Source organism: Cohnella zeiphila, from assembly GCF_014212055.1.
In the GTDB taxonomy this organism is placed as follows: domain Bacteria; phylum Bacillota; class Bacilli; order Paenibacillales; family Paenibacillaceae; genus Cohnella; species Cohnella zeiphila.
Map to the genome: position 1 here is coordinate 88,594 of NZ_JACJVO010000036.1, position 26,259 is coordinate 114,852.

A 26,259-nucleotide genomic window follows, 5' to 3' on the forward strand; every position below is an offset into this window, starting at 1 on the left:
GCAAAACAAAGCATAAATTTGCATGATTTGAAGAGGTTCAAGCTTAAATACGCTGTTATAATAATATTGATGAAAACGCTTTTCAACCAATGCTGACATCTTGGAGCTAACGTACCGCACGAAATATTCAACGAATTGGAGGCTGCTGTTCATGATGAAAGAGACAATCGCCGAAGGTCCTTTCAAGCCCACGTTTGAATCTCTCGGCAAGTTTGAGTGCCCGGCATGGTTTCGAGACGCGAAGCTCGGCATCTGGTCGCACTGGGGGGCTCAATCCGTCCCCATGTACGGAGACTGGTATGCTCGAAATCTTTACATCGAAGGCTCCGAACAATACCGTTATCATCTTCGCCGCTACGGACATCCGTCCAAGTTCGGCTATAAGGATATCGTACAGCTGTGGAAAGCGGAGAAGTTCGACCCGGAAGGGCTGATGGACTTGTATGCGGCGGCAGGTGCCAAGTATTTCGTCGCGCAGGCCATGCATCACGACAACTTCTTCAATTACGATTCCAAGATTCACAGATGGAATTCGGTCAACATGGGGCCGGGGAAGGATATCGTCGGCCTCTGGAAAGAAGCGGCTTCGAAGCGCGGATTGCCGTTCGGGGTAACCGAGCATATGGGAGCGACGTTCAGCTGGTATCAATGGAATAAAGGGCAGGACAAGAACGGTCCGTACAAAGGCGTCCCTTATGACGGAAACGACCCTCGGTATGAGGACTTGTACCTGCCGAACCGTGAACATTACGACCCCGATCGGGCCCATCACGACCTGGATCCGTGGTATACTTCAAACCCCTGGTGGCACCGGCGTTGGCTTGACGTCATGAAGGAAGTCATTGATCTGTACCAGCCGGATCTGTTGTACTCGGACGGGGGGCTGCCGTTCGTCAATTCCTGGGGAAAATCGGACCTCTCGCTGGACAACCCCGACTTTGCGGCAGGGCTCCATGCCGTCGCGCATCTGTATAATACGAGTGCGGCGCGAAACGGCGGCGTGAACAAGGCGGTTTACAATCAGAAGGACCGCAGGAAGGAAATATACAGTCTCGGCGTCTTGGATATTGAGCGAAGTCAGGAGCCGGATATCAAGCCCGAGGCTTGGCAGACCGATACCTGCGTCGGGGATTGGTTCTATAATGTCAAAACGGTTTACAAGCAGCCTGCGCATGTCATCGAGATCCTGATCGACATTATCGCGAAGAACGGCAACCTGCTGCTCAACATTCCGCAGAAGCCCGACGGTACGATCGACGACGAGTGCAAGCACATCCTGAAGGAAATGGCCGGCTGGATGGCGGTCTGCTCGGAAGGCGTGTACGGAACCCGTCCGTTCCGCGTATCGGGCGAAGGCCAATCCCGCGTCGTCATCGATCATTTCAAGGAAGATCGGGTCGAGTGGTCCGGCGCGGACTTCCGCTTTACGCAGAAGGGAAATACGCTGTACGCTTTCCAGATGCGTTGGCCGGATGACAACCGCGCCGTTATCCGAAGCCTGACGCCCGAAGAGAAAGTCCGATCCGTACGGCTCCTTGGCGTCGGGGAGGTTCCGTTCGAGCAACCCTACGGAACGCTGGTCGTCAGTCTGCCGTCCCATCGGCCGACGGCTTACGTCAACTGTCTGGCGATCGAGCTGGAAGCATAAGTTTTCCCGCGTTAACCGTCCTTGTTTCGTTTTCGCTTATAAGACGATGGCGTCATCCCGGTCAGCGATTTGAAGGTCTTGTAAAAATAAGACTCGCTTTCAAATCCGCACTGCCCGCAGATCGAGCTGACGCTATCGTCCGTGTTCGCTAAGAGTTCTTTTGCCGCCACGATCCGTTTGGCCGCGACATAATCCGTTACGGTCATCCCCGTCAGCTGCCTGAATACGCGCGAGAAATGCGACGGTGTAATCGACGCCCGGCGAGACAGGTCCGACAGCTTCAAATCCGTACTGGCGGTGTGCGCATCGATATATGCCAGCGTATCCCTCATCCAAGCCGGCTCCATGCTCGAATTTGCCCCTTTATCCCCGGTGCCGGCATCGGACATTCGATTAAGAGTCAATAACAGGTCATGAAGCCGAATCATCACCGAATGGCGGTACCCGATTTGCCGCGATTGCAGCTCTGCCTGCATTTCCTCGATCAGACGAATCACCGTCTTCCGATCTGCCTCTGCAATCTCCAGCTTGTAGCTTTGCCGTTTTTTCGCATAGTCGAAGCAGCTAAGCGGGGAATAGTCTTCGCTGAGCTCCAGCGGATGAAGCAACGAACGCCCGAAGAAGAGGGCGGTCGACGTAACGGGAGTGAGCTCGTCGGGAAATGCGCGATGGATCGTGTTGCCGGGAATAAGATACAAATCGCCGGGCAGCATTTCGTAGAATGTATGATTGACGAATAGAACCCCTTTGCCCGCATAAACGTAAATGAGCTCATTCCCGTCATGCAGATGGTCGGGCAGCTCGTGTCTGGGCGATTTGGTGTCACGATAGACCAGTCGGAAAGGAAAACGATCGCCGCTTTCGATCGATTTACGCAACGGCTGCACGGAACGCCCACCTCGAATAGAGAATTTGAACGATTCAGATAATATAATAGCAAAATGGAGCAGAAAATCGCAATGTTCATTGAGGATAAAGCACAATTATGATGTTAAGATGAAAGATATGATAATCAGACAATGCTCAAAGGAGCGATTAACCCATGAAGTACAGAACACTCGGCAAGACGGGCCTCGATGTCTCCATTCTCAGCTTCGGCGCATCGTCGCTTGGATCGGTGTTCAGGGAAACCGATGACGGCGATAGCATTCGGACCGTGCATGAAGCGCTTGCATCCGGCATCAATTACATCGACGTGTCGCCATATTATGGCTTGACCAAGGCGGAGACGGTACTGGGCAAGGCGATCAAGGAAATCCCCCGCGATTCGTTTTATCTGTCTACCAAAGCCGGCCGTTACGGTACGGACCATTTCGATTTCTCGTCGAAGCGGATCGTCGCCAGTCTCGAGGAGAGTCTGCAGCGGCTGAACACCGACTATGTCGACATCCTGTTCCTGCACGATATTGAATTCGTGGAGCCGGCTATCCTTTACGAGGAAGCGATTCCGACTCTTCACCGGCTCAAGGAGCAGGGCAAGATCCGCAACACGGGCATTTGCGGGCTGCCCCTCGATCTTTTCCGTCAATTGCTGCCCGACGTCGAGGTGGACGCCATTATTTCCTACTGCCATTATTCGCTGAACGATACGACGCTTCTTGGGCTCCTGCCGGAGCTGGAACGGCAACAGATCGGACTGGTGAACGCTTCGCCGCTCTCGATGGGCCTTCTCAGCACGCGGGGAACGCCGGAATGGCATCCGGCAAGCGTCGAATTGAAGGCGGTCTGCAAGCGGGCGGCGGAGTTCTGCGCATCGAACGGCGTGGACATCGCAAAGCTCGCAGTTCAATTCTCGACTTCGAACGAACGGATCCCGACGACGCTCGTCAGTACGGCCAATCCCGATAATATACGCAAGAATGCCTCCTGGGTAGGGGAAGAACCGGACCGGGAGCTGCTTCGGGAAGTGCTGGACATCCTGGCGCCGATCCGTGACAAATCTTGGACAAGCGGCATCCCGGCGTACAACCGGAATCTGAGTCTTTAGGATACATCGAGAGGAGGAGAATGTTCATGAAAGCCATTGTTTGCAAACAAGTCGAGCGATTCGAGCAGGTCGAGCTGGAGGAACCGGTCTTCGTACCGGGAGAAGCCATTGTCAGTATTAAGCGAATCGGCATCTGCGGCACGGACTTGCACGCATTTAAAGGGAATCAGCCTTACTTTACTTATCCGCGGATTCTCGGCCATGAGTTGTCGGGCGTCATCGAGCGCATCGGCGCTAACGAATTCGGTCTTCGGGAAGGCGATCGGGTCAGTATCATTCCGTACTTGCATTGCGGCACTTGCGTGGCCTGCCGCAAAGGCAAGACAAACTGCTGCACGCAGATGAGCGTGCTCGGCGTGCATACGGACGGCGGCATGCGCGAACGAATCTCCGTTCCCGTGACGCATCTGTTGAACGCAAATGGCTTGACGCTCGACGAAGCGGCGATCATCGAGCCCCTCAGCATCGGGGCGCATGCCGTGCGCCGGTCGGAACTGCAGCCCGGGGAGACGGCGCTTGTAATCGGAGCGGGACCGATCGGTCTCGGCGTCATGGCATTCGCCAAGCACCGGGGCGCGCGTGTCATTGCCATGGATATCAACGACGAACGACTGGCGTTTTGCAAGAAATGGGCGAACGTCGACAACACGGTAAATGCCTTGCAGGATCCCGCCGAACAGCTGGCAAAGCTGACAGACGGCGAGTATCCGACGATTGTCTTCGACGCTACCGGGAACGCAGGCTCCATGGCAGGCGCTTTCCGCTATGTCTCACACGGCGGCAAGCTTGTGTTCGTCGGACTCGTTAAAGGAGAGATTGCCTTCCAGGATCCCGAATTCCATAAGCGGGAAATGACGCTGCTCGGAAGCCGAAATGCCACGAAGGAGGATTTCCTTCATGTCATGGAGACGGTCGGAGGCGGCTTGATCGACGTCGGCGGCTATATTACGCATCGATCGTCATTCGAGAGGATGATCGGCCAATTCGACGCTTGGCTGGATCCGCAATCGAAAGTGATCAAAGCGATGGTGGAGGTATAGGAACTTGAGGATCGATTCGCATCAGCATTACTGGAAAATCGACCGAGGCGATTACGGCTGGATTACGCCCGCCATTCCGACGCTCTATCGAGACTTTCTGCCCGAACATCTGGCTCCCCATTTTGCAACGCACCGGATGGACGGGAGCATCGCGGTCCAGGCGGCTCCTACGCTGGAAGAAACGCGATACCTGCTGTCGCTTGCGGATGAGAATCCCTCGATCATGGGTGTGGTGGGCTGGCTCGATCTGTTCGATCCGGATCATCGTCTTCATTTCGAAGCGTTCAGGCGTCACCCCAAGTTCGTGGGATTCCGGATCATGATTCAGGAGATGGCCGATGCCGGGCGAGTCCTGGAGTCGGCGTTCATTGATGCGCTTCGCGGCTATGCGGATGAAGACGTGCCGGTCGATCTGCTGTTAAAGAGCGATCAGCTTGAAGAGACGGTTCGTCTTCTTGATCAAGTGCCCGGACTTCGCGGCGTAATCGACCATATCGCCAAGCCTCGCATCCGGGACGGAGAGGTTGAACCTTGGTTGCGTCATATGCGGGAGATTGCGCGAATGCCCCATATTCGATGCAAGCTGTCCGGGATGGTGACCGAAGCGGATTCCGAACGTTGGAACCACGAAGATTTCGCCTTGTACATTCGGCATATCCTCGATCTTTTCGGACCGGATCGCGTCCTGTTCGGAAGCGACTGGCCTGTCTGTTTGACCGCGGCCTCTTATGACCAGGTTATTTACATTATCGAGCATTCCCTTCCGGATCATTGGGGCGCCGCGGAGCGGACGAAACTGTTCGGAGAAAATGCGAAAGTTTTCTATAAGCTGCATTGATCATACGCCATGTCACCCCGTTGCAAGCAAGGTAAATATATACGTATTGTATCGCAGTCGATCGTTTATAAGGATAAGGGGTGAGATTTAATGGAGGAACAATCGTTAACGACACGCTCTTCATTGTTATTCGATGGTCCTGCATCGAAATGGGAGGAAGCGATTCCGATCGGCAATGGCAGGCTGGGAGCGATGGTATACGGGCAGCCGCGGCAGGAGCGACTACAACTGAACGAAGACTCCGTCTGGTTCGGTGGACCGCGGGACCGTAACAATCCGGACGCTCGGGTCAACCTGCCGGAGATCCGAAGGCTGATCTTCGAAGGGAAGCTGAAGGAAGCGGAACGGTTAGCTCGTCTTGCGCTGTCCGGACTGCCGGAATCGCAGCGGCACTACTTGCCGCTCGGCCACTTGCTGCTTGACTTCGAACTTCCGGGAGGAGAGGTAGAGCAGTACGAGAGAGTGCTGGACTTGAACTCCGGTATTGTTACGGTCTCCTTCATCCAAAGCGGCACAACGTTTCGGCGCGAGCTGTTTGCCAGCTACCCGGACCAAGTGATCGTCCTTAGGCTGGAGGCAGATCGGCCAGGCTCAATTGGCTTCACCTCGCGTCTGGAACGGGGAGGCTGGCGTTATGTCGACCGAACCGGCCGAACGGGGGACGACGCCATATGGATGAGCGGCAGTTGCGGCGGCGAAGGAGGCTGTTTATACGGAACAGTACTGAAGGCGTCCGCAGAAGGGGGGACATTGAAGGCTGTCGGAGAGCACCTCATTGTGGAGAATGCAGACAGCGTGACGCTGGTGCTGGCCGCCGCTACGACATTCCGCATTGCCGACCCGGTGGGGAGCTCCGCGGATCAAACGTCGATGGCCCTTCGGTTTGGTTATCATGAGCTTCGAAGGCGCCATGTCGACGATTACCGCGAGCTGTTCGACCGAGTATCGCTGTCACTTGGCGAAGCGGATCCGGAGCTTGATCGCATGAGTCTGGGGAGACGCATGGAGCGTCTGGCAAACAAAGCGGATCCGGGACTGTTTGCGCTCTACTTTCAATTCGGACGTTACCTGCTAATTGCCTCCAGCCGTCCCGGCTCGCTGCCTGCCAACCTTCAGGGGATCTGGAACGAACATTTTCTACCGCCGTGGGATAGCAAGTTTACGATCAACATTAATACGCAGATGAATTATTGGCCAGCGGAATCGTGCGCGTTGTCCGAGTGCCACGAGCCCTTGTTCGAGCTGCTGGAACGGATGCGCGAGCCGGGCAGGCATACGGCGGCTGTCATGTACGGATGCCGGGGATTTACCGCTCACCATAATACCGACATCTGGGGCGACACCGCTCCCCAGGACATGTGGCTCCCTTCTACTTACTGGCCGTTAGGGGCCGCATGGCTCTCACTCCATCTGTGGGAGCACTATCAATTCACGATGAACGGCGAATTCTTGCTTGCCGCATATCCGACCTTAAGGGAGGCGGCGGTGTTCCTTGTGGATTACGTCGTAGAGGCGAAGAGCGGCGAATTAGTCACTAACCCTTCGGTGTCGCCGGAAAATACCTATATCCTGCCGAATGGCGAATCGGGTGTCTTATGTGCGGGACCGACGATGGACACGCAGATCATTCGGGAATTGTTCGGAGCGGTGCTGAATGCGGAAGCGGTGCTCGGCATCCCGGAGCATGAAGCACTGGGATCGGAGCTTCTAAGGGTGCTGGACAAGCTTCCACGGCCCAAAATCGGGCGCTACGGCCAGCTTCAGGAATGGTATGAGGATTACGAGGAGGCTGAGCCGGGCCACCGCCATATTTCCCATCTGTTCGCCCTGCATCCCGGCAGCCAGATTACGCCGGCCGCCACGCCAGAGCTTGCGGCCGCTGCCAGGCGCACGCTTGAGAGACGGCTGGCAAACGGCGGCGGACATACGGGATGGAGCCGGGCGTGGATTATCAACTTCTGGGCTCGATTGCAAGACGCGGAAGAGGCTGCCGGCAATCTGGCGACGCTTCTGACGCACTCGACGCTGCCTAACTTTCTGGACAATCATCCGCCGTTTCAGATTGACGGCAACTTTGGCGGCACAGCCGCCATTGCCGAGATGCTGTTACAGAGCCATACCGGCGAGCTGCAATTGCTCCCGGCACTGCCTGCGGCTTGGTCGACCGGCACTGTTAAAGGACTGCGCGCCAGAGGCGGCTTTACGGTCGATATCGCTTGGAAGAACGGCGTTCTGTCGGCTGCGGTTCTCAGATCGGCAGTTGGCGGCTCATGCTCCGTCATGACTCGTGAACCAATCTTGATAACGAATGAAGGGAAGGCAATCGAAGTCGAGACGACCAAGGAAGGCAGCCGCCGGTTTCAGGCGGAAGCCGGGACCGTTTACCGGATCGAGGTCGAAGGAGAGGGTATCGAACGATAACAGGTCCTTTAATGGAAAGTTGATCCACAAGAAAAAGGTACAGCCCTTCCTCAAAAGAGGGGGCTGTATCTTCTTTTGTCGCTTCGGAGACGCCTTCGCTTTTTTAGTTTATGGCCGACGCCGCAACGTTCGGGGAACTCAAGTAAACTTCGAACGCCGAGAGAGTAGGGCACCAACGGGATTCTTCGATCGCGAGCCGAATCTGTCTTGCCGATACGGCCGGGAATCGGCAGATGCGTTTGTAGCCGACGGTCGTGCATTCGGCGAGAGGCTTCCAGGTCTCGTCATCCAGATATTCCAATCGAAGTTTTTCGATGCGTTGACCGGATAACACATGTTCCTTGAGGACGATTGTGTCAAAGGTCTGCTCGTGTTTCAAATCGATCTCGATCGAAGCGTGCTCCGTGCCTTCGAGGGGGCACCAAAAGGTATTTTTGTCGCCGTCGAACAGCCGATCCGCACCGTGGTTCTCGCTTAACGTTTCCGTGGCCGAGGCATGGGCATCCGCAGCGAGATTATGCTTGAATGTGGAGCGGATCGTCTCTCCGAGTTCGGCCATTCGCGCTGCGTCGTTCTCATGGATAAGTCCGCGCTTGTCGGGTGGAAGGTTCAGCAGGAACGTCGCATTTCCGCCAACCGACTTGTAGTAAATGTCCAACAGCTCCTCTAGACTCCTGACCTTATCGTCCTCGGAGGCGTGATAGAACCATCCTGGCCGAATCGACGTATTCACCTCGGCCGGATACCAGACCAACGGCTCTTTCCCTTCGATGACTTCTCTGCTGCCTAGGTTCTCATCCCGGGAATTCGCCCGTTTGGAGAACTCGCCGTCGTCGACGTGCTGCGAATTTTCTTGAATTTTCTCGCAATCCTGAAGCTCCGCGGGTACGACGCTCCACTCGGAATCGCGGGTATGCCCGGCTTCGTTGCCGCACCACCGAACGTCGGGACCGCAAACGGATATCACCGCGCCGGGCTGACATTCGCGGATCACTTCATAGTAGCCGTCCCAATCGTAAACCTGCTTCATACCATTCGGCCCCTCGCCGCATGCGCCGTCGAACCAAACACAGAAGATATCTCCATACCCGGTCAGCAATTCGCGCAATTGATCTTTGAAGTAGTCGTTGTACGCGGAAGAACCGTAACGCCGATCATGGCGGTCCCAGGGAGAGAGATAGACCCCGAACCGGATTCCGCCCTCTCGGCATGCATCCGCGACTTCCTTGACAAGATCGCCCTTTCCGCCGCGCCACGGGCTGTTTTTGACCGAATGTTCCGTATAGGCGCTGGGCCAGAGGCAGAAGCCGTCATGATGCTTGCATGTGAGAATCAACCCTTTCATTCCCGCCGACTTGCAGACGTCCACCCACTGCTTCGCATCAAACTCCGCCGGATTGAAGATAGCCGGATCCTCGTCTCCCAGCCCCCATTCTTTATCGGTGAAGGTGTTGACTCCGAAGTGAATAAAGGAATAGAACTCCAGCTCCTGCCATGCCAGCTGTCTGGCCGACGGTACGACTCGAGCCGCTTTTTTGATCCGTTTCTCCATTTGTCATTCCCCTTTTTCGATAACTGTATTGTTAGTCAAGAGTTCAACTTCATAAGCGTCCAACGACAACGAATGCTCAAAGCGATTGCCGGATAACAGTCCGGATGCCGGGGCGTTAAGCTTCATGGTTTGCGTGGTGCCGGTCGTGTTAATGTAGAGGACGGAGCCGTCTTCCATCTTTCGCGCGACCACGCCTAACGGAGTAACCGGACCGGGCTGAATTTCGAGCGCCGGGTACAAGGACTCCAGAAGCGGCTGAAGGAAATTCGCTATCGCCGGGATGGCGACATAGAGGGCTTCTCCCTTGCCGTACCGGTTCCGAGTGACAGCCGGCGACTTCTCGAACGTATTGGCAAACGTCGCGAGGATGTCGGCGGAACGGACTTCAACCATTTCATAATAGTCGATCTCGGGTTGATATTCGCGCCCGCCAAGCAGAATGCGCGGTTTTTCCCGCTCCAAGCCAAGCTCCGTCTTCTCCAGGCCTCCGGCATTCTCGGCAGGGGTGTGGCTTCGGGTCCGCGTGAACGCTCCGCTGCGAATGCCGAAGACGTCGCTGAGCTCTCCGGGCAGCGGCGTGTCGAACACGCGGTTGTTCTCATCCACTTTCGCCGAATACGCGGTCATCACAACGGTGCCGCCGTTCTCGACGAAGGTACGGATGGAGGCCGCCGAGGCGGGATCCATCACGGCGTGTCCCGGCACGATTAGGATTTTGTAATTCTGACGCAGCTGGCGCAAATTCACGATATTGCAGTCGAGATTGGAAAGCTCGAGAGCCTCGTAAGCTTGCAAGACTTGCTGGGTATAGTCCGTCTTGTAGAAGCTTCGGTTGCCGGCCATTACTTTAAAACTTTCGAATGAATACGCTATGGCAATCTCGGGTTTGGTTCTTCTGGGAAGTCCGCGATCTTGAAGCTGGACGAATTCCTCGGCGATTTGTTTGAATTCCTCATACTTCCATCCCGGAACGCCGTCATGGTCCACGAGTCCGAACAGGTACTGCTCCTCGCCCCCAAGCATTGAGCGCCAGGTCCAGGCGCACACCGCTTGAGATCTGTGAATAAGGGAAAGGTATGCATACATTCTCATAGCCTTTCGGGGCGAACCGTAACCTCCGAAATCTCCGGTCTGGAATTCAAGGCACCAGATCGGCCGGTCCAGCTCTCCGATTCGATGGTCCATAAAGAAGCAGGCCGCTAACAATGCTTGACGATCCTCCGGATTGGTACCGGGATAGAAGCCGATTCCGGGCAGATCGACGATGTTCTCGTACTGCTTTAAATAGTCGAACCCATACCTGGGGTTCTCCGACCAATGGTTCGTCGATTCCCTCGCATCCGGGGCCAATCGCTTGACAAGCTGGCTTAAACCGTGCATGTAAGATAAGGTCTCGTCGGAATAAAAACGCCACATGTCCAGCATTCGTTCCGGAGCGCCGTGAACGGAACCGGAAACCGGCAATACGACATCGCTAAAGCTGCTCAACTTTCGAGACCATCTCTGCGTCGTCCACGCCCGGTTCAGTCGGTCAACCGTTTTGTACTTCTTCCTTAACCAAGCTTCGAAGCGATCCCGAGCGTTGGCTGAATAGGATGGCGATCCCGAGCCGAGCTCGTTGCACAAGCCGAAGGCATAAAGTGCAGGGTGATTCCGATAGCGGCAAACCAGCCGTTCGGCGAATTTGAACGCATACTCCTGGAAGGCCGGATGACCGATGTCTTCCATATATCGCGTCTGCGCTTCCAATCGAACGCCGCTCGGATCCGTCAGATCGATCTCGGGATATTTTTTGTGCAGCCAGGTCGGAGCGGGGCGTGTCGCGATATCGAGAACGACCCGAATGCCTGCTTCCTCAAAGAGATCCATCACTTCATCGAACCATTCGAATGTATAATTCCCCTCTGTAGGTTCAAAGCTATCCCAGCACAAATGACCGAGTCGAACGATATTGAAAGAAGCTTTGCGCATGAGATCAATATCGTGTCTCCATCTCTCGGAGGGCCAATCGTGCGGATGGTAATTGGTTCCCGCAAACAGCAAGCTATCACCGCCATATAAAAATATTAAAGTACAAAAGGTATCATAAACGGTATGAGAATGAAAAGAAATATAAGATATGACGAGAATGATATAAAAAAATGAGTTTGTTTTTTATCAGCCAATATATTTATATAATTCTCTTTTTTTTGATATATATGAGTTCCGGCGGTGGAAGATATACTGAATGCAGATTCGTCAAAGGGAGGTCTTGGAATGAAAAAAAGGTTGAAGAAGCGGGCGTGGGTTGCGCTTGCGACCGGCGTCGCGCTGTTGTCCGTTGCCGGCTGCAGCTCGGCTTCGAACTCCGGACAGGATGCGCAATCGGACAAGGAGAACGCGGGAAGCCCCAAAGAGGTCACGATCTCGTTGGGAAGGGTCGTCGGCTCCGATAACAAATTCAAAAACGGCGAGACCATCGAAGACAATGTTCACACCCGATGGGCCAAGGAGAAGTTCGGCATCAACTTCAAGGTGGACTGGACCGTAGGAACCGCGGATGCTTACAATACCAGGCTTCGTCTTTTGCTCAATTCTAACGAAAAGCTGCCGGACGTCTTTACGCTGAACGATCCGACCATGGAGAATCAGATGGTCGATTCCGGCAAAGTCATGGATATTACCGAAGCCTTCGACAAATACGCTTCTCCTCGGATCAAGGATTTATACGCCAAATATCCTGAAATCTGGAACACGGTAACGTACGACGGCAAACATTACGGCCTTCCCACCTTCAATGCCAACAGTTCCTTCAGCGTTCTTTGGATTCGCAAGGATTGGCTGGATAAATTGGGACTGCAGCCGCCGAAGACGATCGAGGACATGGAGAAAGTCATGGATGCGTTCGTCAATCGGGACCCCGACGGCAACGGAGTCAAGGACACCATCGGATTGTCTTTATCGCTAAAAAAAGGCGTATCGGCCGTGAAAGATACCTTCATGGCGACAAGCGATTTCCTGTTCGGTCATTCGGCCATCCCAACCTACTGGTCCGAGGGAGCCGACGGGAAGCTTCAATATGGTTCCATACAGCCGACCGTCAAGGCAGGACTCGGCAAGCTTAGCGAATGGATGAAGAAAGGTTATCTCGATAAGGATGCGGGGACGATGGATGAAGCCAAAGCGGCGGAAAGCTTCGTGCAAGGGAAATCGGGTATGATCTTTGGTCCGACCTGGATGCCGCAATATCCGTTCAACAGCGATATGAAATTCGATTACGAGCCGGTTCCGATTCCGGCGGGAATCGACGGAACCATGGGTTTCGGTAGCGAACCGCAATCCTCCGTTCGATTCTACTTTAATAAAGACTTCAAAAACATGGACGCCTTCTTCAACTATCTGGATGCCATCATGGGGCCCGGCTTCTACGATCCGTCTTCCGAATTCGCCAACGGTTGGGCGGAGGGATACGACTATGTCATGGAGAACGGCGAGCCCGTGTACGATCCGGATAAAATTCCGGGCGGATGGATTGACGTGAAGAAGTACACGATCTATGGAAACGATATCCAGACACCGAAAAAAGAGCTGGAGGTTATGGCGAAGCTTGGCCGAGGAGAAAAACCTGAAACCCCATACGAAAAGTACTTCTCCAGCAGACCGAAGAAGTGGGCGGAAGCGGCTGCCGTCCTGCAACCTTATATCGACCAAGCTGCGGTCTACGATCAGTTTACCGGGCCCCCGACGGAAACGATGGCTCAGAAAGGCGAATTGCTCCGCAAGATGGAGGACGAAACCTTCCTGAAAATCATCTATGGCGAGGAACCCGTGGATTCATTCGACAGCTTCGTAGCCAAGTGGAAATCGTCCGGAGGGGACGACATCACCAAAGAAGTGAACGAGTGGTATCAAGAGGTCCGCAAATAAGGGGATCGTCTAAGGTAGGCCTTACGGACCGCGTTCGACGTAAGGCCTACTGTTTTTTCTAAACCATGGAATAGAGGAGATGTCTGGATGATGGAGACGAAGAAGGGCAGGAAAAGGGGGATTCGGCAACTTCCTTTGCATATGCTCATCCTGCCGTCCGTAATCGGTTTGCTCCTGTTTAATTATTACCCGATGGCGGGGCTCGTTATGGCTTTTCAAGACTATAAGCCCCGACTGGGCTATCTGCATTCGCCTTGGGTCGGCCTGAGTCATTTCGAATACATGTTTACTTACCCCGACAGCGTCCAAGTGATTTGGAATACGCTGTTGATCGCTTCTCTCAAGATAGCGGCCAATATCGTGGTTCCGATTGTTTTCGCCCTGCTCCTCAATGAAGTTCGCGCCTTGTTTTTTAAGCGATTCGTTCAGACTCTCGTTTACCTTCCCCATTTTCTTTCCTGGGTGATTTTGGGCGGCATCTTGACGGATATTCTGGGCAACAAGGGCATCGTGAATCATTTGATATCCGCACTGGGAGCTGACCCCATCTTCTTCCTCGGGGACGGGACCTGGTTTCGAATTACGGTGGTGGTCAGCGATATCTGGAAAGAATTCGGATTCTCCACGATTATTTATCTTGCGGCCATGAGCGGCATCAATATGTCGTTGTACGAAGCGGCAGAGATGGACGGGGCGGGCCGTTTTAAGCAAACGTTCCATGTCACTTTGCCGGCTCTGGTACCGGTCATTCTGGTTGTCGGGACGCTGGCGCTGGGCAACATTCTGAATGCCGGCTTCGACCAGATCTTCAATCTGTACAATCCGCTCGTTTATCGGGAAGGAGACATTATCGATACATTTGTATACCGGATCGGTCTTATGAACGGTTCGTTCAGCTTTGCGACCGCCGTCGGCCTGTTCAAGTCGGCTGTCGGGCTCGTCCTGATCGTTATCGCTTACCGGCTTGCGTACCGGTTTGGCAATTATCGAATTTTTTGAGTAAGGGAGGGTCATCCTGTGTATCGAAAAACAGTCACTTATCGATGGTTTACCGGTTTGAACACGACTTTGCTGGCTCTGATCTCCATTCTTTGCATTTTGCCGCTTGTTCACGTTGCAGCCGTATCGCTCAGTTCAAGCTCGGCCGCAAGCGCCAACCAAGTTTATTTCTGGCCGATCGGGTTTAATGCGGAAGCCTACACCCGAACGCTGGCGAATCCTTTGTTCCTGAATTCGCTGGTCATCTCCGTAGAGCGAACGCTGGCGGGCACTTTGCTCTCGATGGCTTTGACCGTTTCGGCGGCTTATGTTTTATCGCGATCGTTTTCCGGACGAAGCTTTTATTCCTGGTTTTTCGTCTTTACGATGCTGTTTAACGGGGGTTTGATTCCGACTTACCTGGTTGTAACGAATCTTCACTTAACCAATACGCTATGGGCGCTCATCTTGCCATCCGCCGTTAACGTCTACAATACGATTCTAATGATGCAATTTTTCCGCGCCATTCCCAAAGAGTTGGAGGAAGCGGCCCACATAGACGGCGCGGGGTATATCCGATCGTTGCTGACCATTTATCTTCCGTTATCCCTTCCTTCCTTGGCCACTTTATCGTTGTTCGCGATGGTATGGCACTGGAATTCGTGGTTTGACGGATTGATTTATATAACCAATTACCGGCAATACCCGCTTGCGACATTTCTGCAGACGATTATTCAGAGCGGCGATATGCGAAATACGAACATTGATCCCGGGACGCTGCAGGTCTTGTCCGAAAGAACGGTACGCTCCTCCCAAATCCTGATCGGTGCGCTTCCGATCCTGCTGGTTTACCCGTTTTTGCAACGCTTTTTCGTTCACGGGTTGACGATGGGAGCCGTCAAGGAATAAAGTTAGGCAAAAACCATTGGAGTCGAAGCGGATGAACCGGAAGGAAAGCAGTCTCTTCTCCAAACTGATCGGCTCGCTTATTTTATTATTGCTTCCCGTACTGATTCTGTTGGCGTATTCCAATCGAGTCAATGAAAAGGTGATTACCGGTCAGATCAAACAATCGAGTATCAGCCAGCTTTCGACCTTGGCGGCTCAGATGGACAATGTCCTCCTGCAGCTCGAGACGTTCTCGCGCATCTTGATCCGCGATCCGAACGTCATTGAATTTCAGGATCTGCCTTTGTTGGATTCGAGCTACTACGATCGAATCAAAAAAATCAAAACCATTGAGGATAAACTGTATTTGCAAAGCGCTTCGGCGGATTGGGTCCACGACATCACCGTTTATTCTCCTCGAACCGGGCAAACCGTCTCGACCCTTCCCGGCGCTTCCTTTGACCCGAAGCGTTTGCAAAAGCTGAGCCTGAACAATTGGAATTTTGTATTGCACGACGGGAAGGCGGACGAGCAGGCAAAGCTGATCCACTTAACGTTCGAACCGTACGATAAGACAGGCGGCATCGCCAAGGCGAATTCTATCGTTGAAATCAGCTTTGATTTGCGCAATATCATCCGATCGCTGGATCAGTTTAAATCGCAGGGCGGCGGCGAAGCCTTATTTTATAAGCCTGATGAAGTTTCACTTTCGTCAAGTTCCTGCCCTCAGGATCTTCTCGGGGAAGCTGTGTTCAAGTTAAAACGAACGCAGCTGGCGGATCAGGGGAGCCTTACGATTCAATCGAACGGAATTTCCTATCTTCTTGCTTATTCCAAGGTGCGGGAACTCGAGGGATACGTCGTTGACATGGTGCCGTTATCTGAGATTCTGACTCCGTTGCATACGACCAGTCTCTTCTCCTATCTCGTTCTCGGACTGCTGCTCATCGTCGGCATTGCCGTATCCTGGGTACTGTACCGGCACGTCCAGGTTCCCTTGCGCGCTCTTGTGAAGGGAGTGCAATTCATCAAGATGGGGAATTACAAAAATAGGATCCCGCTGGAGGCCCATAACGAATTTCGGCTCATCATCTCCAGATTCAACGAGATGGCCGAGCAGATCCAGCAACTCATTGAGAACGTGCTGGAGCAGCGCCTTCATGCAAGGGAGGCCGAGCTCAAACAGCTGCAATCGCAAATCAATCCGCATTTTTTATACAACAGTCTGTCATACGTTATCAATATGGCCAAGCTGAACCGGAAAGACGCGATACTGGAAATGGCCTATCATCTATCCGATTATTATCGCTACTCGACCCGGGTGGAGTCTCAAGTGGTCAAGCTCGAGGAGGAGCTCAAGAACGCGGTTGATTATTTGAGCATTCACCGAATGCGGATGAAGCGAATTCGCTTCGAAATAGACGTAAGCAGCGACATGTTGACCCTTGACGTGCCTCGATTGATTCTTCAGCCTATTGTCGAGAATGCTTTGTTGCATGGAATTGAAGCGCTGGAGGGCGAAGGGGTTATTACGATAACCGGCAGTCGCGCGGACAACTGGAATTCGCTGGCGGTGGACGACAACGGAGGGACCATGACAGAGAAACGGCTGCAATCGATGCAGAATCTGTTAGCGGATCCGATTGGCGAACATTCGGAAAGCTGCGGCCTGCGGAACGTACATCGGCGTCTTCAGCTCCGTTATGGAGAGGAATCCGGCTTAAAACTGTCGATAAACGCCTCATTGGGGCTTCGGGTGGAGCTGCATTGGAGAGAGGAGGAGACGCATGGTTAAGCTGTTGATCGTGGACGATGAAGAGCACTTGGTCGAGAGCATGATCGCCAGCGTCGCTTGGGAAGAAGCGGGCGTAACCGAACTCTTCTCCGCCTATTCCGGCAGGCAGGCGCTTGACATTATAGACAATGAGGCACCGGACATTGTCATCACCGATGTTCGAATGCCCGGCATGAGCGGAATCGATCTCATTCGCACGATCAAAGGCAAGCGTCCCCATACGGTATGCATGCTGCTGACGGGTCATGCAGAATTTGAATATGCGCAAGAAGGACTAAGGCAGAAAGCTTCTCATTATCTGCTGAAGCCCGTTAAGGATGCAGAGCTGCTCGCAGCGGTCAAAGAAGCGGTCGAAGCTTTGCTCACGGAACGGGAGCAGATGAGGGAATTCGTGCATTCGCAGGCGATGGTACACCGCAATCTGCCATCGCTGCGTTCCAATCTGTTGAATAATCTTATCCAGGGCCGATCATGGCCGGAGCGTAAATTAGCCGAGCAGCTGCAATTATTCGATATTCCGGTCCGGGTCGGCGACACCGTGTCCTTGCTCCTGATACGCATCGAGGATCGCGACCAGCGTTACCGTTCTTCGGATATGATGGTCATGGGCTTTGCCGTGACGAACATTACCGAGGAATTGCTGGACGACCATTATAAGAGCTGGAACTGCGAGGATTTGTACGGCCATATCTTGTTCGTCGCGAACCGGAGCAATGGGATTCAGGATGAGCGGAACCTGGAACGGCTCGCAGACGAGATGAGAAGAATCGTCCATCGATTGCTTCATTTGACCATATCCGTCATCTTGTCGCCATCGGGAACGTTTCCCGCCTGCGTCGAAGATCTGTACCAACGATGCGTAGCCACAGTCCGTTCGCAAATCGGTAACGACAACGATCTTGTCGTCCGGCTTAGCGGGGATGTGGCGAAGCCTGCTTCCCATGTCGTTGCCTCGTTATATACGCCTCCGCTGTTCGCGCATTTGCTTGAAGCGGGGAACTGGGATGCCGCAAGGGAGAAGCTGCAGGAAATTTTCCGCGAATGGCGGGCCAAATATTCCGGTTCGAAGGAGCATCTGTCCGAAATCCATTACTCCATGAGGGCTGCGTTCTCCTACTTCGTGCATAAGAGCGGTAGTCTGCTCGCGGACTACGGCTTGCAGAACGAAGCGGAAATAAAGGGCTTGGGGGAACTGGAATACTGGGCCAAGAGCATGTTGGACAGGCTTCAAGGGGAGATGAACACGGAATTGTCGGAATCACGCCACTCGCTCGTGGCTCAAATCCAGCAATTCATCCAGGAGCATCTGTCGGAAGACGTCTCTCTGCAAGCAATCGCCAACCACGTGTATATGCATCCCACTCACGTATCGAAGCTGTTCAAAAGAGAAACCGGCCAAAACCTTTCCGACTATTTGCTGAGATTGAGAATGGAGAAGGCCGTTTATCTGTTGAAGGAAAGCCGATATAAAATTTACGAAATTGCAGGTCTTACGGGATATAAAAACCCGACGTATTTCATCAAGGTATTTAAGGAACAGTTTGGCGTTACGCCGCAAGAATTCAGAGAATGACCCCCTGGCAGCCGCCTTTATCCTAATTCAAAGCCGAAACCATCCAACCAAGGTCGCGGCTTTTTGTTATACGCGATTAAAATGAAGATTTCGATACTGACCAGGAGTCATGTTTTCAAGTTTCCTGAAGGAGGAAACAAAATGGCTCGTATCCAGAAAGCCCGCCAATGCGCCGATCGACTTGATGGTAAGTTTTTCTTCGTTTATCAGCATTTCTTTGGCTTTCAGAATGCGAAGGTGAATGAGATATTGATAGGGGCTCATTCCCGTGGTCGTTCGAAACAGGTAATTCAATTGTTGCGAGCTGACGCCGGCATAAGCGGCCATATGGGCCAACCCGAGATTCGGATCGGAATAGTTCTCGTCCAGGAATCGGAAAAGAGGCATCAGCCGTACATTATGCTGGGAAAGCGAACGTTGATTATCGACTTGCCCATGTCGTTTCAGATTGACCAGAAAGCGATAGACGAACGCGGAACCGTCCAATCCGTTGAAATCCAAGTTTCGCATGGCCATGTTCCGGCTCTTTTTATGCAAGGAAGACAGCGGAGAATCGGGTTCCCATTGAATAACGGTCGAAGTTGCCAAACCGAGCGAAGAAACGATGAATGAAGCATAGTTCCCGTTGAAGGTAACATACCAGGTCGACCAAGGATGCGTAAGGGTTACATAGCGGTGCGGAACATGGGGCGGCAACAAAACCCCTTGATTTTGCGACAAGGTCATCGTCTTGCCGGAACATTCGAACAATCCTTTTCCTCCAGTCGTATGCAGCCAGTGATAACAATGATAGCCTTCCGGCCGGTTGAACTCCTCCTGCCATTCATTCCATCCCATCAATTCAATGAAGATGGGAAGAGTACGATCCAAGGCTGTGACAAACATCTGCTTCATGAAGTGCCTCAACGGTTCACCGACTTTCATTTTTTTATATGTAATAAGAATTATACAAGATTTTATAATGACGAGCCATCTATTATGATTTAGTTGGTAGCAAGAGGAAGGCAGCCTTTGAGACAGGAAGTAAATTGACGATCGGCAAGGGATAATGAATCCCGTCTTAGAGCAGGAACACTTGAAAGGTCTAGAATGGAAGCGTTTGCTAAAATCAAACCTTCAGGCGGCTTTCTTTAACGGCAAATTGGCCAAGATCAAATTAATTTTTTATATGAAAAAGTTATACGATGAGCAAAGCGGATTCTCGAAGACTACGAAAGGAGGAGATGCCGTGCCGTCCAAGCCTGGCACAGTTGAATGGTAAGCGCTTTAAACATGTCCAATCGAATAAAGGGGTGTTTGCATTGAAAGCGAACAAATGGATATCGCTTCTGCTGGCTGCGACGATGCTTCTCGTCTTGCTGGCCGCTTGCTCTCAAAAGGATTCGGGCAATTCTTCAAGTTCGGGCGGCAGTTCCAGTCCATCCGGTTCACAACCGGCATCGGCCGGTTCCAAGCCCGTTTCCGTGAATTTATTTGCCGGCACGTCCAGTTTCAATGGCAACCTGGATACCAACTGGTTCACCAAGTATGCGGAAGATACGTTCAACATGAAGATTAACTGGACGGTCGTGCCTAATACGGATGTGGCCACGAAGCAGCCCATTCTTCTTGCAAGCGGTCAATATCCCGATATCTTCTGGGCGGGAACGTTCAACAACGCAGATTTATTGAAGTACGGCAAACAAGGCATCATTATTCCCTTGAACGATCTGCTTCAAAAGTACGCTCCCAACGTATGGAATGCGATTCAGAATACGCCCGCTCTGAAGCAAGGGATATTCGCTCCGGACGGGAACGTCTACGGATTGCCGTTCTATAATTATTGCTTGCATTGCTATTACTCGCACAAGGTTTGGGTATATAAGCCGCTGCTGGAAAAATACAATCTCAGTCTTCCTACGACGACAGCGGATTTCGAGCACATGCTCGAAGTGTTTAAGCAAAACGGCATTTTGCCTTTAACCGGTTCAACGGACGGCTGGAACTCCGATCCTACAACGTACCTCATGAATTCCTTCGCCTACGACGATGGAGGCGACCATCTGAATATCACGGATGGAAAAATCGGATTCTCGCCGATCCAGGATCAGTGGAGACAAGGGCTCGAATATATTCATGAGCTCTATTCGAAAGGTCTGATTAGCACTGCCGCGTTTACCCAGACAAACGATGTCCTGGTCAAACAAGCGATCAACCATGAGGTTGGAGTGGTTCCTTGGGGTTGCATGAATTGCGTTGTCGGTGCCGAGCATATGAGCGACATCGTAGATTGGGAGACGATTCCTCCTTTAACGGGGCCTGACGGAGTACATTATGCATCGTTTGCAGGGAACGGCGTCAGCGGCGCGGTTTTTGCGATTACAAACAGCGCCAAAGAGGATGAAAAGATCGCGATCATGAAGCTGCTGGATTTCATGTGGACGACGGAAGGGACGACAATCGCCAACCTTGGCCCGGAAGGGAAATATTGGTCCAAAGCAAAGGAAGGCGAGAAGGGATTGGTGGGTACTCCTGCATTGTTCGATCTGACTGCTCAGCCGCCGAGTCCGTTTACTTGGGGATGGGATCAACTCGGACCGTTCAACCAATCCGAAGAATGGCGAAACGGCATTGTTGCCAAGCCTCCTTTTGCCAAAGACGGCTCCGGTTCCGAAGCCTTGCTGCAATATTATACGGAAAGAGATTACGCAGGCAAGCAACCGAAGGAAGTGGTGCCCGCTTCCATTTGGATCAAGCCGGAAGATTCGCAAACCTACGCCCAGTTGAAGACCGGCATCAATAATTATGTAAAACAATGGACGGCCGAATTTATTGTCGGGCATAAATCCCTTGACAAGGATTGGGACAGCTACGTCTCCGGCGTTAAGAAGTTGGGTCTCGATCAATACCTCAGCATTACGGAGTCCGCAATGGTTCAGCCATTCGATACGAGTTCTTTCCAGAAAGACGACAATGTAGTTACGTATCTGGAGTCCTTGAAGTAAATTCGGATCCGGTCGCCCCTCTCCGGCCATTGATTCATATCCCGTGGACTGGCGTCATCCTCTGAAGGGGCTTGGGGAGGGTGACGCAATTTTTTTTAACGAAGGAATGATGGGCATGAGAATGGGTTTTGCGATGAAGAGGAGTTTCGTTAGGCACTGGCCGTTATATGCAATTATCTCATTGCCGACTGCCTTCCTGATCGCTTTCAGCTATTGGCCTATGCTGGGGGTCCAAATCGCTTTTCGTGACTACAGCCCTGTTCTTGGCGTATGGAAAAGCCCGTGGATCGGACTTCAGCAGTTCAGGTCGTTTATTTCGTCGCCCTATTTTTGGCCGTTAGTGAAGAATACGTTGACCTTGAGCGTGTATTATATTGTTGTATCGATCCCATGTTCGGTCATTCTGGCCATCGCCTTGAACGAAGTGCGGAGCGTTCGATTTAAGAAATTGGTTCAGATGTTTACCTATGCGCCCTATTTCATTTCGACAGTCATTCTGGTCGGCATGATCCAGATCATCCTTTCTCCGACAAACGGTCCGCTTGCGCTCATTTTCCATCAGTTCGGCGTATCCAATCCTCCCAATTTGTTGGCAAGCGCAAACGGATTCTCTTCCATCTACGTGTGGTCCGGAATATGGCAAGAAACCGGATATGGGGCCGTCATCTATCTTGCGGCGCTTGCGGGTGTGAATACGGATCTCTACGAAGCTGCGAAAATTGACGGCGCAACACGAGTGCAGAAGATTCGGTATGTAGATCTCCCGAGCATCAGTCCGACGATGATCATTTTATTGATCTTAAGTATCGGAGGCCTGCTGAGCGTGGGATTCGAGAAAGTATTTCTCTTGCAAAACAATCTAAATCTAAGCAAATCCGAAATCATCTCTACGTATGTGTACAAAACGGGGCTGATCAATGCAGATTTCAGCTTTGCCTCGGCGATTGGCCTGTTTAACTCGGTCGTTGGATTGATCTTGATCTCGATTGTCAATTATACCGCTCGCAAAGTTTCGGACAGCAGCTTGTTTTAAGAGAGGAGAGGAAGTCCGTTGCAACGCCTATCTGCCATTCGGGAGTCCGGGCAAGACCGAATATTCTTATGCTGCGTTTACATCTTTTTAAGCGTTATCCTCATCCTCGTCTTATATCCGATTCTTTTTATAGTAAGCTCATCCTTCAGTTCCGCGGCGGCCGTGCAGGATGGAAGGGTTTGGCTTTGGCCGGTCGATCCCACGTTGGACGGATATATTGGCGTCTTTAAATATAACGCGGTTTGGACCGGATTTATAAATTCTATTATCTATACGGTCTGCGGAACCGTGCTCAGCGTAAGTCTGACGGTTATGATGGCATACCCCTTGTCCAGAAAAGAGATGTTCGGCCGCAGCGTATGGATCTGGGGCATTCTCATCGCGATGCTGTTTAACGGAGGCCTCATCCCGTTCTATCTCGTGGTTAAGGATCTTGGGATGGTAAATACGCCATGGGCCATCATCGTTCCGACCGCCCTTAACGTCTTTGCAGTCATTATCGCAAAGACGTTTTTCCAAAATTCCTTGCCGAAGGAACTGTATGAGGCAGCACAACTGGACGGATGCGGGGATTTCCGATTTTTAACGCGTATGGTCATTCCGCTTTCCAAACCTATTCTGGCCGTTCTGGTCTTGTGGGGGGCAGTCGGTCAATGGAACTCCTATTTTAATGCCTTGATTTTTTTGAACTCGCCTTCGCTATATCCCTTGCAGCTTGTGCTCCGTCAAATACTGGTAGAAAATAAAATCGATTATACGAGCATGTCAGCTTCGCTGGATACTCAAAAACTTGTTGTCATGCAAAATATGGAGACTCTGCTCAAGTATTCTTTAATCATCATCACGACAATTCCGATTCTTCTGATCTATCCGTTTGTCCAAAAGTATTTTGTCAAAGGCGTATTTGTGGGCTCCGTAAAAGAATAAGCAACTTAGATATGCGGGCAAGAAATCTTGCAGTCTTGCGTCGGACGATATCTGAAAGTGTGATCGATGGAACAGGGATAGCCGAACGACGGCTTTCCCTGTTCCTGTTCATCCCAAACAGATCCCCATAATAATATCGTGATAAATATAGGGAATTTCCTGTTAGATTTTCTATGCTTATTGATAATATAATTTTTACGTAAAACATTCATGATTGAACGCGGGTCGATGAAAGGAATGGATTCCACGACCGATTCGATCGGAAAAGGAGCAAAAATGAAACAATCCACTGTTGAAATATTTGTCTCTCCCCACGGAGATGATGTTTCCGATGGGACCGAGCTGCATCCTTTTGCAACCTTGCATCGGGCCCAAATCGAAGCGCGCGCTGCGGCGAGACAAGGAAAGCCGGTCCGCGTGCAGGTGCATGGGGGTATCTATTATCTTTCGGAAACCATGCGTTTTTTGCCGGAAGATTCCGGGACTGCCGATGCTCCGGTCATTTATGAAGCGCTTTCTGAAGAAAAGGTTACAATAAGCGGCGGAGAGAAGCTTGATCTTCAATGGAGTTTGGATCATGGAGAAATCATGCAAACAGACTCGCTCCCCCCTGGCTTGAAAATGGATCAATTATTTATTAATAATCGACAGATGCATATGGCTCGGTACCCGAATTTTAATGAACTTACCCGAATCATGAACGGTTATGCCAGGGATTGCCTTTCTCCGGAACGTATCGCGCGTTGGGCAAATCCGGAGGGCGGTTATGTGCATGCCATGCATAAGCACTTATGGGGAGATTTTCGTTACCGGATCAAAGGGAAAGACAAGAACGATCAGTTTATTCTTGAGGGAGGTTGGCAGAACAACCGATTGATGGGCATGCATGACGATTATCGGTATGTTGAAAACATATTTGAGGAGTTGGATGCGCCAGGCGAATGGTTTTATGACGAGAAGACTGGAAAGCTCTATGTATATCCGGATCCGGATACCGCACTTCAAGAGGCTCTAATCGAAAGCGTGAGCTTGGCTCATTTGTTTGAATTTTGCGGAAGCGAGGGTTCGCCGGTTCGTCACATTGAACTTAAAGGGTTTACTTTCAAACATACTGCCAGAACATTCATGGATAACCGGGAGCCTCTCCTGCGCAGCGATTGGACTGCTTATCGCGGAGGGGCAGTTGTATTGCGAGGCTCGGAGAACTGTTCGATTGAAGATTGTTCTTTTGTTCATTTAGGGGGGAATGCAGTATTCGTCGATAGCTATAACCGCAATGTGGCGATCAAAGGGTGTCATATTGGAGATGTGGGAGCAAACGGAATCGCTTTTGTCGGGAATCCGAACGCGGTTCGCAGTCCGTTATTCGAATATAATGAACGCCAAAAACTTCAAGGAATGGATCAAGCTCGCGGGCCCAAAACTAATCAATATCCTGCCCAGTGTCTGGTTGAGGACTGCCTGATCTATAGAGTCGGACGAGTAGAGAAGCAATCCGCCCCCATTCAGATTTCCATGTCCTTGGATATCACGGTTCGGCATTGCAGTATTTATGAAGTGCCAAGGGCCGGAATCAATATTTCCGAAGGGACCTTCGGAGGACATCTGATCGAATACTGCGACGTGTTCGATACCGTGCTTGAAACCGGAGATCACGGTTCGTTCAACTCATGGGGGAGAGACCGATATTGGCTGCTGGAAGACGTAGATATGGATAATATGAATCCGGACAACGAAACGGCCGATAGTGTATTGCCAATCTTAGATATGGTAAGGCCCATTACGATTCGCAATAACAGATGGCGTTGTGATTATGGATGGGACATTGATCTTGACGATGGTTCCACATGGTACCGCATTTACAACAACTTATGTCTTGGAGGTGGTGTCAAGTTAAGAGAAGGTTTTTATCGTATATGTGAAAACAATATTATGGTGAACAACACGTTTCATCCGCATGTCTGGTTTCGGGGAAGCAGGGATATTTTTCGCCATAATATCGTCTTTAGCGAGTATGCGCCTATCCGCGTACCCAGGCCTTGGGGAAAAGAATGTGACTGGAACTTCATTCATCAAGCCGGCATGGCAGAGCCGAGGCCGGCAACGACGATTCAAGAGCAGAGCGGGGCGGATTCCCATTCGCTCCTTGGAGATGCCTTATTTATCGATACGGATTCCGGAAACTATCAGGTTGGCGACGGCTCCCCCGCGCTTGGATTGGGATTCCGTAATTTCCCGATGGATCGGTTCGGCGTGCGCAAGCCCAAGCTGAAGAAGATCGCGAAAGCTCCCAAATTGCCGGAAATTGGCGTTAAGATCAGCGAGTCCGGCCGTCTTCCGCAAAGCGCCGTCTGGGGGAGATGCAAAGTAAAGAACATCGTCGGGATGGGGGAAGTGTCTGCAGCCGGCCTTCCGAGCGAAACTGGAGTGATGATTGAGTCCCTCCCTTGGGGCAGCTGGCAGATGGAGGAAGGATTCCAGGTGGCGGACGTAATCTTGGGATTGAATGGGGAAAAGGTGGATACGGTGGATGATTTATTGAGACTATATGAAGCCGCCTCTGAAGAGAGTTTTGTCGTACAAGTTTTTCGCGGCCAGAATGAGATTGCGTTGACGGTAAGAGAACGAGTTTAAGCCCATACTTCTATTTTCAAGGAGGCTTCGCTTTGCAAAATCTGCGTATTGGAAC

The 26,259-nt window shown here is 51.9% G+C and carries 18 protein-coding genes; 14 read left to right on the top strand and 4 right to left on the bottom strand.

Features of this window, described 5'->3' with window-relative positions:
* The first annotated feature begins 151 nt into the window (after positions 1 to 151).
* On the top strand, positions 152 to 1,648 hold the full coding sequence (locus tag H7C18_RS27860) for an alpha-L-fucosidase (protein ID WP_202887541.1): 1,497 nt from the start codon (positions 152 to 154) through the stop codon (positions 1,646 to 1,648).
* Between the two features lie 11 nt (positions 1,649 to 1,659).
* Here H7C18_RS27860 and H7C18_RS27865 read toward each other — a convergent pair whose 3' ends face one another.
* Positions 1,660 to 2,535: a helix-turn-helix domain-containing protein gene (locus H7C18_RS27865; RefSeq protein WP_185132400.1), complete on the bottom strand. Its 876-nt coding sequence runs from the start codon at positions 2,533 to 2,535 to the stop codon at positions 1,660 to 1,662.
* Positions 2,536 to 2,690: 155 nt separating this feature from the next.
* On the opposite strand from H7C18_RS27865, the gene H7C18_RS27870 reads away from it, so the two are divergent.
* The 4 genes from H7C18_RS27870 to H7C18_RS27885 all read left to right on the top strand — a co-directional run bounded on the left by H7C18_RS27870 (position 2,691) and on the right by H7C18_RS27885 (position 7,934).
* Positions 2,691 to 3,635: an aldo/keto reductase gene (locus tag H7C18_RS27870; protein ID WP_185132401.1), complete on the top strand. Its 945-nt coding sequence runs from the start codon at positions 2,691 to 2,693 to the stop codon at positions 3,633 to 3,635.
* Positions 3,636 to 3,661: 26 nt separating this feature from the next.
* The gene (locus tag H7C18_RS27875; RefSeq protein WP_185132402.1) at positions 3,662 to 4,675 is read left to right on the top strand and encodes a zinc-binding alcohol dehydrogenase family protein; all 1,014 of its coding nucleotides are present in this window, start codon (positions 3,662 to 3,664) and stop codon (positions 4,673 to 4,675) included.
* A gap of 4 nt (positions 4,676 to 4,679) precedes the next feature.
* The gene (locus H7C18_RS27880; protein WP_185132403.1) at positions 4,680 to 5,513 is read left to right on the top strand and encodes an amidohydrolase family protein; all 834 of its coding nucleotides are present in this window, start codon (positions 4,680 to 4,682) and stop codon (positions 5,511 to 5,513) included.
* Positions 5,514 to 5,603: 90 nt separating this feature from the next.
* Positions 5,604 to 7,934 (top strand): glycoside hydrolase family 95 protein, encoded by a 2,331-nt coding sequence (locus tag H7C18_RS27885; protein WP_185132404.1) that lies wholly within the window; start codon positions 5,604 to 5,606, stop codon positions 7,932 to 7,934.
* A 103-nt stretch (positions 7,935 to 8,037) separates the two neighbouring features.
* On the opposite strand, the gene H7C18_RS27890 is transcribed toward H7C18_RS27885, so the two are convergent.
* On the bottom strand, positions 8,038 to 9,486 hold the full coding sequence (locus tag H7C18_RS27890) for an alpha-L-fucosidase (RefSeq protein ID WP_185132405.1): 1,449 nt from the start codon (positions 9,484 to 9,486) through the stop codon (positions 8,038 to 8,040).
* Between the two features lie 3 nt (positions 9,487 to 9,489).
* On the bottom strand, positions 9,490 to 11,529 hold the full coding sequence (locus H7C18_RS27895) for a beta-galactosidase (RefSeq protein WP_185132406.1): 2,040 nt from the start codon (positions 11,527 to 11,529) through the stop codon (positions 9,490 to 9,492).
* Positions 11,530 to 11,742: 213 nt separating this feature from the next.
* Between H7C18_RS27895 and H7C18_RS27900 the strand changes: the two genes are divergently transcribed.
* From H7C18_RS27900 to H7C18_RS27920, 5 genes are all read left to right on the top strand, one after another.
* Positions 11,743 to 13,392 (top strand): extracellular solute-binding protein, encoded by a 1,650-nt coding sequence (locus H7C18_RS27900; protein WP_185132407.1) that lies wholly within the window; start codon positions 11,743 to 11,745, stop codon positions 13,390 to 13,392.
* A gap of 87 nt (positions 13,393 to 13,479) precedes the next feature.
* Positions 13,480 to 14,391, top strand: coding sequence for an ABC transporter permease (locus H7C18_RS27905; protein WP_185132408.1), 912 nt, complete (start codon positions 13,480 to 13,482; stop codon positions 14,389 to 14,391).
* An 18-nt stretch (positions 14,392 to 14,409) separates the two neighbouring features.
* Positions 14,410 to 15,279 (top strand): ABC transporter permease subunit, encoded by an 870-nt coding sequence (locus H7C18_RS27910; RefSeq protein WP_185132409.1) that lies wholly within the window; start codon positions 14,410 to 14,412, stop codon positions 15,277 to 15,279.
* Between the two features lie 109 nt (positions 15,280 to 15,388).
* Positions 15,389 to 17,053, top strand: coding sequence for a sensor histidine kinase (locus tag H7C18_RS27915; RefSeq protein WP_185132410.1), 1,665 nt, complete (start codon positions 15,389 to 15,391; stop codon positions 17,051 to 17,053).
* Positions 17,046 to 18,626: a response regulator gene (locus H7C18_RS27920; RefSeq protein ID WP_185132411.1), complete on the top strand. Its 1,581-nt coding sequence runs from the start codon at positions 17,046 to 17,048 to the stop codon at positions 18,624 to 18,626. The genes H7C18_RS27915 and H7C18_RS27920 overlap by 8 nt, the downstream gene beginning before the upstream one ends.
* A gap of 66 nt (positions 18,627 to 18,692) precedes the next feature.
* On the opposite strand, the gene H7C18_RS27925 is transcribed toward H7C18_RS27920, so the two are convergent.
* Entirely contained in the window at positions 18,693 to 19,520 is an 828-nt protein-coding gene (locus tag H7C18_RS27925) for an AraC family transcriptional regulator (protein WP_185132412.1), read from the bottom strand.
* 407 nt (positions 19,521 to 19,927) lie between these two features.
* Between H7C18_RS27925 and H7C18_RS27930 the strand changes: the two genes are divergently transcribed.
* The 4 genes from H7C18_RS27930 (at position 19,928) to H7C18_RS27945 (ending at position 26,204) form a co-directional block, all read left to right on the top strand.
* Positions 19,928 to 21,610: a type 2 periplasmic-binding domain-containing protein gene (locus H7C18_RS27930; protein WP_185132413.1), complete on the top strand. Its 1,683-nt coding sequence runs from the start codon at positions 19,928 to 19,930 to the stop codon at positions 21,608 to 21,610.
* A gap of 115 nt (positions 21,611 to 21,725) precedes the next feature.
* Positions 21,726 to 22,643 carry an ABC transporter permease gene (locus H7C18_RS27935; RefSeq protein ID WP_238358015.1) on the top strand — a complete coding sequence of 306 codons (918 nt, stop codon included), beginning with the start codon at positions 21,726 to 21,728 and terminating at the stop codon, positions 22,641 to 22,643.
* Positions 22,644 to 22,661: 18 nt separating this feature from the next.
* The gene (locus H7C18_RS27940) at positions 22,662 to 23,570 is read left to right on the top strand and encodes a carbohydrate ABC transporter permease (protein ID WP_185132414.1); all 909 of its coding nucleotides are present in this window, start codon (positions 22,662 to 22,664) and stop codon (positions 23,568 to 23,570) included.
* 237 nt (positions 23,571 to 23,807) lie between these two features.
* Positions 23,808 to 26,204 carry a right-handed parallel beta-helix repeat-containing protein gene (locus H7C18_RS27945; RefSeq protein ID WP_238358016.1) on the top strand — a complete coding sequence of 799 codons (2,397 nt, stop codon included), beginning with the start codon at positions 23,808 to 23,810 and terminating at the stop codon, positions 26,202 to 26,204.
* Positions 26,205 to 26,259: the final 55 nt, after the last annotated feature.

Bases quoted from the DNA above. Each gene is read 5' to 3' on its own strand.
- H7C18_RS27860 (WP_202887541.1), top strand. From the start codon at position 152: ATGATGAAAGAGACAATCGCCGAAGGTCCTTTCAAGCCCACGTTTGAA.
- H7C18_RS27870 (WP_185132401.1), top strand. From the start codon at position 2,691: ATGAAGTACAGAACACTCGGCAAGACGGGCCTCGATGTCTCCATTCTC.
- H7C18_RS27875 (WP_185132402.1), top strand. From the start codon at position 3,662: ATGAAAGCCATTGTTTGCAAACAAGTCGAGCGATTCGAGCAGGTCGAG.
- H7C18_RS27885 (WP_185132404.1), top strand. From the start codon at position 5,604: ATGGAGGAACAATCGTTAACGACACGCTCTTCATTGTTATTCGATGGT.
- H7C18_RS27890 (WP_185132405.1), bottom strand. From the start codon at position 9,486: ATGGAGAAACGGATCAAAAAAGCGGCTCGAGTCGTACCGTCGGCCAGA.
- H7C18_RS27900 (WP_185132407.1), top strand. From the start codon at position 11,743: ATGAAAAAAAGGTTGAAGAAGCGGGCGTGGGTTGCGCTTGCGACCGGC.
- H7C18_RS27905 (WP_185132408.1), top strand. From the start codon at position 13,480: ATGATGGAGACGAAGAAGGGCAGGAAAAGGGGGATTCGGCAACTTCCT.
- H7C18_RS27920 (WP_185132411.1), top strand. From the start codon at position 17,046: ATGGTTAAGCTGTTGATCGTGGACGATGAAGAGCACTTGGTCGAGAGC.
- H7C18_RS27925 (WP_185132412.1), bottom strand. From the start codon at position 19,520: ATGAAGCAGATGTTTGTCACAGCCTTGGATCGTACTCTTCCCATCTTC.
- H7C18_RS27935 (WP_238358015.1), top strand. From the start codon at position 21,726: ATGAGAATGGGTTTTGCGATGAAGAGGAGTTTCGTTAGGCACTGGCCG.
- H7C18_RS27945 (WP_238358016.1), top strand. From the start codon at position 23,808: ATGGATTCCACGACCGATTCGATCGGAAAAGGAGCAAAAATGAAACAA.